Annotated in this window: 8 protein-coding genes and 1 pseudogene; all 9 read right to left on the bottom strand. The window is 30.0% G+C overall.

Going from position 1 to position 8,922, the window contains the following annotated elements:
* Positions 1–57: 57 nt before the first annotated feature.
* Positions 58–789 (bottom strand): hypothetical protein, encoded by a 732-nt coding sequence (locus OO775_RS12550; protein ID WP_264847550.1) that lies wholly within the window; start codon positions 787–789, stop codon positions 58–60.
* Positions 758–3,421 carry a DUF5675 family protein gene (locus OO775_RS12545; protein ID WP_264847549.1) on the bottom strand — a complete coding sequence of 888 codons (2,664 nt, stop codon included), beginning with the start codon at positions 3,419–3,421 and terminating at the stop codon, positions 758–760. Before OO775_RS12545 ends, OO775_RS12550 begins: the two co-directional genes overlap by 32 nt.
* Positions 3,422–3,553: 132 nt before the next feature.
* Entirely contained in the window at positions 3,554–3,736 is a 183-nt protein-coding gene (locus OO775_RS14155; protein ID WP_373874582.1) for an SH3 domain-containing protein, read from the bottom strand.
* 211 nt (positions 3,737–3,947) lie between these two features.
* Positions 3,948–4,199, bottom strand: coding sequence for a hypothetical protein (locus tag OO775_RS12540; protein ID WP_264847548.1), 252 nt, complete (start codon positions 4,197–4,199; stop codon positions 3,948–3,950).
* Between the two features lie 98 nt (positions 4,200–4,297).
* Complete coding sequence (locus OO775_RS12535; RefSeq protein WP_264847546.1) at positions 4,298–5,608, bottom strand: hypothetical protein; 1,311 nt, start codon at positions 5,606–5,608, stop codon at positions 4,298–4,300.
* A pseudogene (locus OO775_RS12530) lies at positions 5,547–5,706 on the bottom strand (transposase); the annotation flags it as partial. The gene OO775_RS12535 and the pseudogene OO775_RS12530, both read right to left, overlap by 62 nt.
* 59 nt (positions 5,707–5,765) lie before the next feature.
* Positions 5,766–6,224 (bottom strand): hypothetical protein, encoded by a 459-nt coding sequence (locus OO775_RS12525; protein ID WP_264847545.1) that lies wholly within the window; start codon positions 6,222–6,224, stop codon positions 5,766–5,768.
* Between the two features lie 5 nt (positions 6,225–6,229).
* Positions 6,230–8,560, bottom strand: a complete 2,331-nt coding sequence (locus OO775_RS12520) for a hypothetical protein (protein WP_264847544.1) — start codon at positions 8,558–8,560, stop codon at positions 6,230–6,232.
* A 9-nt stretch (positions 8,561–8,569) separates the two neighbouring features.
* Complete coding sequence (locus tag OO775_RS12515) at positions 8,570–8,758, bottom strand: hypothetical protein (protein WP_264847543.1); 189 nt, start codon at positions 8,756–8,758, stop codon at positions 8,570–8,572.
* Between the last annotated feature and the right edge of the window lie 164 nt (positions 8,759–8,922).

The following is an 8,922-nucleotide window of genomic DNA, read 5'->3' as shown; positions in this document are numbered from 1 at the left end:
TGAAGGATAAAGCTAATGGATAGTATCAATAATGTTTTATTTTATTTTCAATTCCTTTTAATACCTAAATTCCTCCCAACCATATTGCCAATATTTGGGATTAGGACCAAAATCTCCATCTCCTAAATCAAAATCTCCAGAGCAGGGTATGCGATCTTCTCCCCAAGAGGCTACCGAAGTTTTTTTAGTTTTATAACTCGTCCAAGTGCCAAAAAATTGGTAATTCCTACTTCCATCACTCTGAATAAATAGTTCAGTATATACAGGTTTTTTATTTATTCCCTTATACCAAAGAACAAGCATTTCTCCCTTAAAAATACCAGTAGCTGTAAGATTCTCGTCTTCTTTTAGTGTATATAAAAAAGTGGAAAAACCTTCTGCTTCTCCCTTTTTTAGAGGCCCATCCCCATAAAAAGCGGGTTCTGTAAGTCTGTAATGAGACTGCAAAGTGAACGTTCCTTTGAAAGTCCGTTTGTTTTTATTCATCACAGTGCTAAAACCTTCTACCTCATATACATCTTTGTTTTCTTCACTCTTCTTTATGGAGGTGAAAGTAATGCGCAAGCGCTTGCGATTTACCCCTATGAATCCTAAAAAGTTATCTTTTTTACCATTTAAAACTTGCAACATATCAAGATGAATGTTGTATTTTTCATAGGGTACATTATGTGTTGTTCTCTCTATGACATCTTTGAATGTACAAGGTTGTGCAAATATAGTTGTACTATATAGTAATATTAGCACATAAAAAAGCTTCTTACCTAGGTCTCTTTTTAATAAATTCTCCATACTTTTCATCTTCTTTACTTTTAGGTTTATTTATTTCATCTACTATTACTATTTTTACTTTTTCAATACCTATTTTATCTATTTTATCATAGATTTCAAATAAAAGTTCTATAGACTCTTTTAGTTCTATATTTTTATCCCTTAGTTTTTCACTCAAGGTCTTAAAAGGATTTATGCAACCTTCTGTCCATCCGCCTTCATAACCAGCATGGAGTAAAATATGTCTTTTTTTACTTACATCTTTATTGTATATTTGGATGATTGCATTTTTTAGTTCTGGAAAATTAATATAAGTAGCACTAAAAGGTTTATATTTTCTAATTACATACCTACCTTCTTTTGTATACACATTTTTAGGAAACTTTCCACTTTTAGGATACCATTCCAAATTATAAGTACCTGTAGGAATTCTTTTATCTTTACCACTTCTAGTTGTCTGAGGACCGTGAGGTTCACATATAAAACCTGTAATATCTCCAAAAACAAATGTGCCATAAGTTGCGCTACCACCATTATTCCCCACCCATTTTTCCCACTTACGAGTAATGTATATAGTATTCTCGTCTCTGTTGTTTTTGTTTTCTTCTTTGGGCTGTTCTTTCTCAATAGCAATTCTATCTACTTTTGAACTTTTCACTTTTACGGGAGAAAAATTTTCTTTCATATGAGGTAGAGAAGGTTCTTTAATGAGTACTATCTTTGCGTTAATTCTGTAATAATCAGTATAATCCTTACCGCCTAGTTTGTATTCAGAACGTATCATCACAGCTGAAAGAATGACAGTTCCATTATTATATTGCTTAAATTTTGTTAAGTCAATAGGGAGGATAGCTTCTCCTTTATCATTTATAGTTACTTCCTTTTGGCAAAGAGATTTTCTATAGTATGAATCCCAATTCATAAACTGTCTTGTGGTGTCACTAACATTTTCTAAAACACAAACCCTAATTTTCCTGCTTACCATATTTATGGCATATATTTTAAGGAAAATAGAAGTGCTTAATTTCTGTATATCATATTTTACGGTATCTCCTTCATCACAAAAATAGGTGTCTACTATTTCTGAATCAGGAACGATAGTTAGATGTTTTGCCAATTCAGCTTCTGAATTTCCTATATGAAATTGGGGATCAACAGATTTTACTTTGAAAAACAGTTTACCTTCTTTGCTTAAACAATTCTCAATTCTTTCTTTGTGACTTCTATTATCTTTGCTATACTTTTTGTTGTTCTTTTCATTTGTTAATATAAAAGGAACGCATATATTTTCTTTATTTTCAACAAGTTGATAATTAGAAGCAATCCAATCGTCAGCAGAAGCCTTATCATCGTCGTATACATCTACTATAACTTTCTCTCCTAGTAGCCCTTGATGCTCTACAAAAGCATATATTTTTTGATAATAGCCAGCCTTTTTTAAAATATTTCCAGTAGCACCATCCTTGTCTATCCATTGAGCAGTTTCAGGAAATATCTTAGGTCGTTTGATATTATATTTCTCCTCTATCACTACATCTGAAATATAACATTTTACTTGAAAATCCCCTTCTTCATTAAACTTATGTTCGAATGTAAGTCCTGTCCCGCGTGCAACGAAAATACTTCCTTTTTTAACTTCCCAATAGATTTCTTCATTTATTTCTAATTTAGGAAATATCATATATTTTTTATCTTCTTTTACCTTGAAAGTAACTTTTTTCCCAAATTTAGGAGTTTCAGAAACATCAAACTTGATGATTTCATTTTTAACTACTGAAAAATTATAGGATGCAACACTCTTTGTACTAGCATTATTCTTGAAAACTTCTACTTTATTTTCTCCTTTATTATTAGCAATTATCTCTCGAGGTATCTCAATTTGAGTTCCTTTTGCCAACAGGGTATTCCCATTGAGTTTCCAAACAAGGTTTGATGGGTTTATTTCAGGTTCACCCCCTTTAGGGTTAAATTTTAGTTTTAAAGAGTCTTTAGAGCGAACATTTTCTATACCGCTTGGGATTGTAGTAATTTCTGTAGAAGAATTTTTAGCAATAGATTCTTCAAACTTTTTTACTTCTTCCTCAAAATTTTCAACCACTCTCATTGAAAATTCGAATGTTCTATTTCCAAATTTTGCAATAACAGTATAGGATGACCTATTTATGGCATTGTATGAATATTCATTCTCTTTTCCTTCTCTTATGATTTTTCCACTTGAAGTTCCTCCTATAGGTATCACTTTCACAAGATGCAACAATTTATCTGAAGTAGGAAGAACATCATCTTTAAACTTTAGTCTGAAGGTAACTTTTGTTCCTTTTTTTACTATATAAACGTTGTTTTTAAAATAGGTATTAGCCCTTTCAACACATTCAATTCCTTCTAAAACAGGTTTTTCTACTTGAAGTTTAATGGCTTTGTTATCATCAATCTCATCTCGTTTTCCATAGCTTACAATAGTATATTCTCCAGCCTCCTCAAAAATATGTGAGAATTCTGTTCCTACCTGTTTTTCCTCTTTAACGATATGATTGTCATCACATTGGTTACCTTCATAGACAATCCACGAAGTGAGTCTTCTGTCTCCTTTTTCTAATTGGGCAGAAAACGTTACTTTTTGCCCTTCTCGTATGTATTGTTTGTTATTGTTCATAATTGTGATTTAATCTTCTATTTGTTTGATAGTAATGTTTTTAACTACAGAAGTTACTGTTTTCTAATATAGCTAAACTCCTCCAACCATACAGACAAAAAGCTATAGAAGTTTTTTAATAATGAAGTGGCTTTACCTCTTTTTTATTCTACTCTTGTGAATATAGCCTATTTCATTGTCTCTTGTCATTACCTGCCACCAATTTCCTTTATTATTCAATACCTCTATTGTTTCTCCCGATTTTATTGTACCTAAAATTTTAGACGAAGTATCCTTTCCTTCTCTTACATTGGTATAACCATCAGGATCAGAGATATAGTAGTGAGGATAAGCTTTTAAGTATACTTCAATCCTTTCCTTATCAGATTTTGATATTTTAGGGTCTTTGAGAATTTTTAATATGATTTAAATCTCCTTTATCTACAAGATAAGAAAAACGCGGTCCATCAACATAATGATATTCTTGATATTCATCTTTAACATCTTCTAAAGCATATTCGTATAGAGAAATACGAGCTTCCTCTAATTATTTTAATTTTTGATTCAGATTCTTGTCATTTTTGAATAATATCTTCATTTTTTGTTTTAAAGTAACATTACTCAAATCCCATTCTGACAATTCATCAAAATAGTGACTAGGGGTCATTTTAGCTTTATTAGAATTTTTATATAAAAATTCTAATAATTCTTTTTCATTTTCACTTATAGTAAGCTCTTTATACTGTGCTCTGCATTGGAGCGTACAGCAAATAAATAGTATCAATAGTATTTTTTTCATTTTATTTTCAATTCCTTTTAATACCTAAACTCCTCCCAACCATATTGCCTATATTTTAATTTTAGGATTATAAGAAGTCCCCAAATGTGGTATATATTCTAAATATTTCCGTCAAAAAGAAGATAATCTTTACCTTCTTTTATATAAAGAGTTTCTACTTCATCTGTCTCAAATATTTTGTAATATAAAACTCCATTCTTATCAAAATATCCTAATTTATATGATACCGCATACGAATAATTCTTTTCATAATAAACATTAAGCTTATTATGATATTTATTATCTTTAAAAACAAGAATATCAATACTTGTAATGACAGAAGGAAAATCTTCATTGTTTTTAATAGATTTCACTGATTTTATATATTCATAAATTTCTCCATTTTTAAAAAATCTATGAATCAGTTCTAAAGAAACAATCTCTCCTCTCCCTAATCTCTTCTTATAGTTGTAGATGTCCTTAATTTTTATTCCTTTTATACTTTTATAATAGTTAGTTATCTTATAAAAATTTCTCTCATTAATAGAATCATTATGTGATGTAGCTTGATATACACTAATATTCCATTTTTTAGGAAATTTTTTCATAATAGACTTATCTCCTATTTCTTTGAAATAAGTTAAAGTATCTATTTCATTATAATACCATATTTTTTTGTAATTACGATTTGAATTATTAGGAATATTAAAGGTTCCCAAATTACTTGTATTTCCTTTGTGTGGATAAAAAGAAAAAATTAAGAGTACTAAAATAGATAATATTTTAATTATTATTTTTGAAGTGTCAAATTTACCACAGTGCAAATGTGTATCATGTAAATCTCCTCCATCAGACACATTTTTTAATAATTTGTAATAAGGATCATTCCCCGCTTTCCTATCAGTAAAATGAAAAAATTTCATAGCGTTAATAAAATCTTGATCTTTTTTTAGATCTTTTATATATAATGTATCTATACTTTCACCATTTACGTGAAGTTGGCTTGGGAAACAAGAACCTTCTGAAAAACACGAGCCAGTAGATGTAATAGTAAGTTTCGTTTGGGATAGGGCACCTATAAAACCAGCAAAATTATCTGGATTTGTATATTTTCTTTTTGTCCCTGAAGACTTATATTTTATAGAAACATCATCTTTTAAATAATTTATTGAGTCGGGCATTTCTAATAATTCTATATCTATGTTTGTTGCCCTATACAGAATCCAAGTAAATCCTTTTGTTGGATGCTTTCCATATTCTGCAATATCACCATTTTTATAAATAATTCTTTTTTGTGTACTTCCTTCTTTTAAATCATTTTGCTCAGAAATAATTTTAGAATGTGATGGTTTATTTGAATGTAGTACACCTATTTTTTTCTTTTCTGACTTGGTATTTTTTATGACCACATTTGCGACAGCAATATCCATCTTTCCATTTTTAAAGAAGCTAAATATTCTTCGCAATCTAAGTCTGTTTTAAAGCGTTCAGTAAACTCTAAGAGATTTTGTCCTTTAAATAATTTCATAATGCATTAATTTTCAGAATGCAAATATATGAAATTATTTTGACACCTCAAAAATTGAATTATTTACTCCGTCCAAAATATTTATCATATTCATTTGATATATCAATGGGATATATAATTTTAGGTTTTTTCCCTTTTGAATATAAAACCAAACTCCAAAGGGGTAATTTTTTAGAATTAATAGTATCTCTGTTATCAAATATAATGATTTTATTATTAATAATCGAGAGAGTATCAATTTTTTTGTTTTCTATAAAATTTTGTGCTTCTGACATATAATAATTTGCATCATCAGCCATTGTATAGAAATCATCCAAATTTTTAAATGTCTTTTTAAGACTATCTAAACCAAACATTGTATCAACAAATAAAACAATCTCTTTATTTATTCTTATTGTATCTTTAGAGATAGTTATTGATTCATTATGATTAAAAGAAATAGACTCTTTCTTTTCTTTATTTGTTAATTGGCATGAAGTTAAAGTGAAAATTATAAATACTGTGTATATTTTTTCCATAATAATTATTGTTTAATTTGAATATGATAACAATTATTTTCTATCATAAATTGATCTAATTCAGATCTTTTCTTCATTTCTTGTTTAAATTTTTCCTTATCTTTAAGGAGATTATAAGGTATATCAAAAGTATTTAAAATATTAAAATCTGCCAAATGTTTAGATACAGTTGTAACACCTAATTCTTTTATCTTTGCCTCCATTAGTTTTATTACCTCTTCTTTTTTCTTTTCTTTATTTGCTACATATACATCTATAATTTTTTGTCCAGGGCGAGCATAAACTTCCCTTTGTTTTTTTAAATTCCTTTTACAATTATCATACATAATTCTTGCTTGATCATAAGGTGTCCTTGCTGTACTTGTTATAGTAATAATATCATTCCCTGAGGCTTTCCCTACTTCCTTTAATATTTGTTTAGTCTTCTCTGAAAGAGCTCCTTCTTTTGCAGTTTGACCCTTAAATACTATCTGACAATCCTTATTAGTACTTTCTAATACTCTCCACATTTTTTCCTCCCAGTTAGAAGGTTCAAAAAGAGATACTATCCTCTGATAACCTACCTTCACAGGGGATTTGTTTTCCTCCATATGAGGTAGAGAATTCGTAGGAAACAATAGTAACCTGTCCTTAAAATGCTTATACAATACTTCCTCTTTATCACCATTCTTATAGGTAAACTTCGCCATCACTGCATAAATATAAGTGGCTTTGTTTATTTTCTTGAGCTTTGAAGTATCTACTCTTATCTTCAGTTCTCCCTTCTTATCTATTTCACCTAGTCCTTTAAAAAAACTTCTTTGCTCACAATCTTTCCATTGGGGCTTTTCTGATATATACTTATTCAAAAAACATACTTCTACCTTAGCACCTACCAAATTAGTAGCGTACAGCTTAAAGTAAAACGACATTCCTACTTCCCTTGTACTATATTTCTCTGTTTCATCACTATTACAAAAATATGTAGCCCACACTTGTCGTTCCTTACTGATAAGTAGGTGTTTCCCTAATTCTTTATCCGTGTCCTGTACCTTAATCCTTTTGTCAAAAGGCTCAATAGTAAAGTATAATTTCCCCTCATTATCCCATATTTTCCTCTTTTCATTTGCTCCCAATATAATGGGAATACAAATATTGCCCGCCTTCTTTACCTCAATGTTTTCTACCTTACATATCTCATCATCTTGCAATAAATCATCATCATATACTCTCAGTGTAACTCTTTCTCCTTGCAACCCCGCATGTTCTACATAAGCACAAATCTCTTGAGCATACCCTGCTTGGTGTAATTTATTATTGGTGTTTCTAGCATTGCTTACCCATTTAGCGCTTTGGGGATATATCTTAGGTTGAATGATGTTATATTCTTTTTCTACTTCTCCCTCCTTATCTGAAATATAACATTTTACTTTGAACTTACCTTCTTCTTTGAAAGTATAACGAAACTCAAGTCCTATATCACTTTTTATAAGTTTACCCTCTTTGGTAACCTCCCAATGAACATTTTCCAATCCTTCTAACTGAGGATAAAGCATATAATCATTCTCCTTCTTTGTGTATTTCACATCAAAAATGATTTCCTTTCCATATTTTGGAGGGTGAGAAATGTCAAATTTATTAACCTTGTTTTTAAGCACTGAAAAGTTATAAGTAGCCATTGCTTTCTTATCTGTAAGATTCTTGAAAACAGCTACTATATTTCCTTTTTTACAATTGGCAATTTCCTCTCGGGGGATCTCTATTTGCTCTCCTTTTGCACTTAATATTTTCCCATTAAGCTTCCAAATAAAGGTTGAAGTATCTACTGTTGCCTCCTCACTCAATGATATATTCCTTTTATCAAACTTTAATTTTAAGCTATCTTTGGGACGAACATTTTTTATCCCTTGGGGAATGGTTGTGATTTTGGTTTTGCCTGTGTTTTTATTCTCTATAGCTTTTTCAAGAGGGGGTAGAACTTCTAAAACTTCCATTAGCTCCTTTTTTGTTTGAATTTTCCCATCTTTATTAGTAAATTCAACTATGATATCATATTTTTTATTCTTATTATTAGTAAATTGTGGTGTGTAATAAACTTTATCTTTTTCTCTTCTGATATCAGCTGTCTTCTCACCAAACATTATAGTTATTTTGAGGTCTGATGGAAATTCATTATTTTTGAATATTGCTTGGAAACAGACCTCTTCTTCTTTTGTTTTTTGTACTCTCCAAACTCCATTTTCCTTATAACAAACAGAGGTAGGGCTTAGGCATTTCAAGCCTTCAAAAACAGGAGTTATTACTTGAACTCTAACAGTTTTACTATTATCAATATCTTCCCGTTTTCCGTAACTCACAACGGTATACTATCCAATATCCTCAAAAGTAAATGAGAATTCTGTGCCTATGTGTTCTTTTTCTACAAGAATATGATTATCGTCACATTGATTTCCCTTATAGATAATCCATGAAGTAAGCCTTCTATCTCCTCTCTCTAACTGAGCAGAAAAAGTTACCTCTTGTCCTTCTTGTATATAATTGGTTTTGTTCTCCATAACTGTAATTTATTAGTCTTTTATTTTTGTGATAGTAATGTCTTGAACTATTGGAGTTGTCTTTTTCTTCTTTGGTATTCCTATAGAAGGATTAACAGCACTTACTTCTAATGGGGTAGTATTTTCAGAATGTTGCAATAACACACTATCTGTTTGTCCGTGTT

The sequence above is a fragment of the Capnocytophaga catalasegens genome, assembly GCF_026005215.1.
Classification (GTDB): domain Bacteria; phylum Bacteroidota; class Bacteroidia; order Flavobacteriales; family Flavobacteriaceae; genus Capnocytophaga; species Capnocytophaga catalasegens.
Note: the sequence above shows the minus strand (reverse complement) of the source record. Positions and strands in the feature narration are given on the sequence as shown.

Excerpts from the sequence above, each read along its gene's own strand:
- OO775_RS12540 (WP_264847548.1), bottom strand. The coding sequence starts at position 4,199 with ATGAAAAAAATACTATTGATACTATTTATTTGCTGTACGCTCCAATGC.
- OO775_RS12545 (WP_264847549.1), bottom strand. The coding sequence starts at position 3,421 with ATGAACAATAACAAACAATACATACGAGAAGGGCAAAAAGTAACGTTT.
- OO775_RS12535 (WP_264847546.1), bottom strand. The coding sequence starts at position 5,608 with ATGGATATTGCTGTCGCAAATGTGGTCATAAAAAATACCAAGTCAGAA.
- OO775_RS12525 (WP_264847545.1), bottom strand. The coding sequence starts at position 6,224 with ATGGAAAAAATATACACAGTATTTATAATTTTCACTTTAACTTCATGC.
- OO775_RS12515 (WP_264847543.1), bottom strand. The coding sequence starts at position 8,758 with ATGGAGAACAAAACCAATTATATACAAGAAGGACAAGAGGTAACTTTT.
- OO775_RS12550 (WP_264847550.1), bottom strand. The coding sequence starts at position 789 with ATGGAGAATTTATTAAAAAGAGACCTAGGTAAGAAGCTTTTTTATGTG.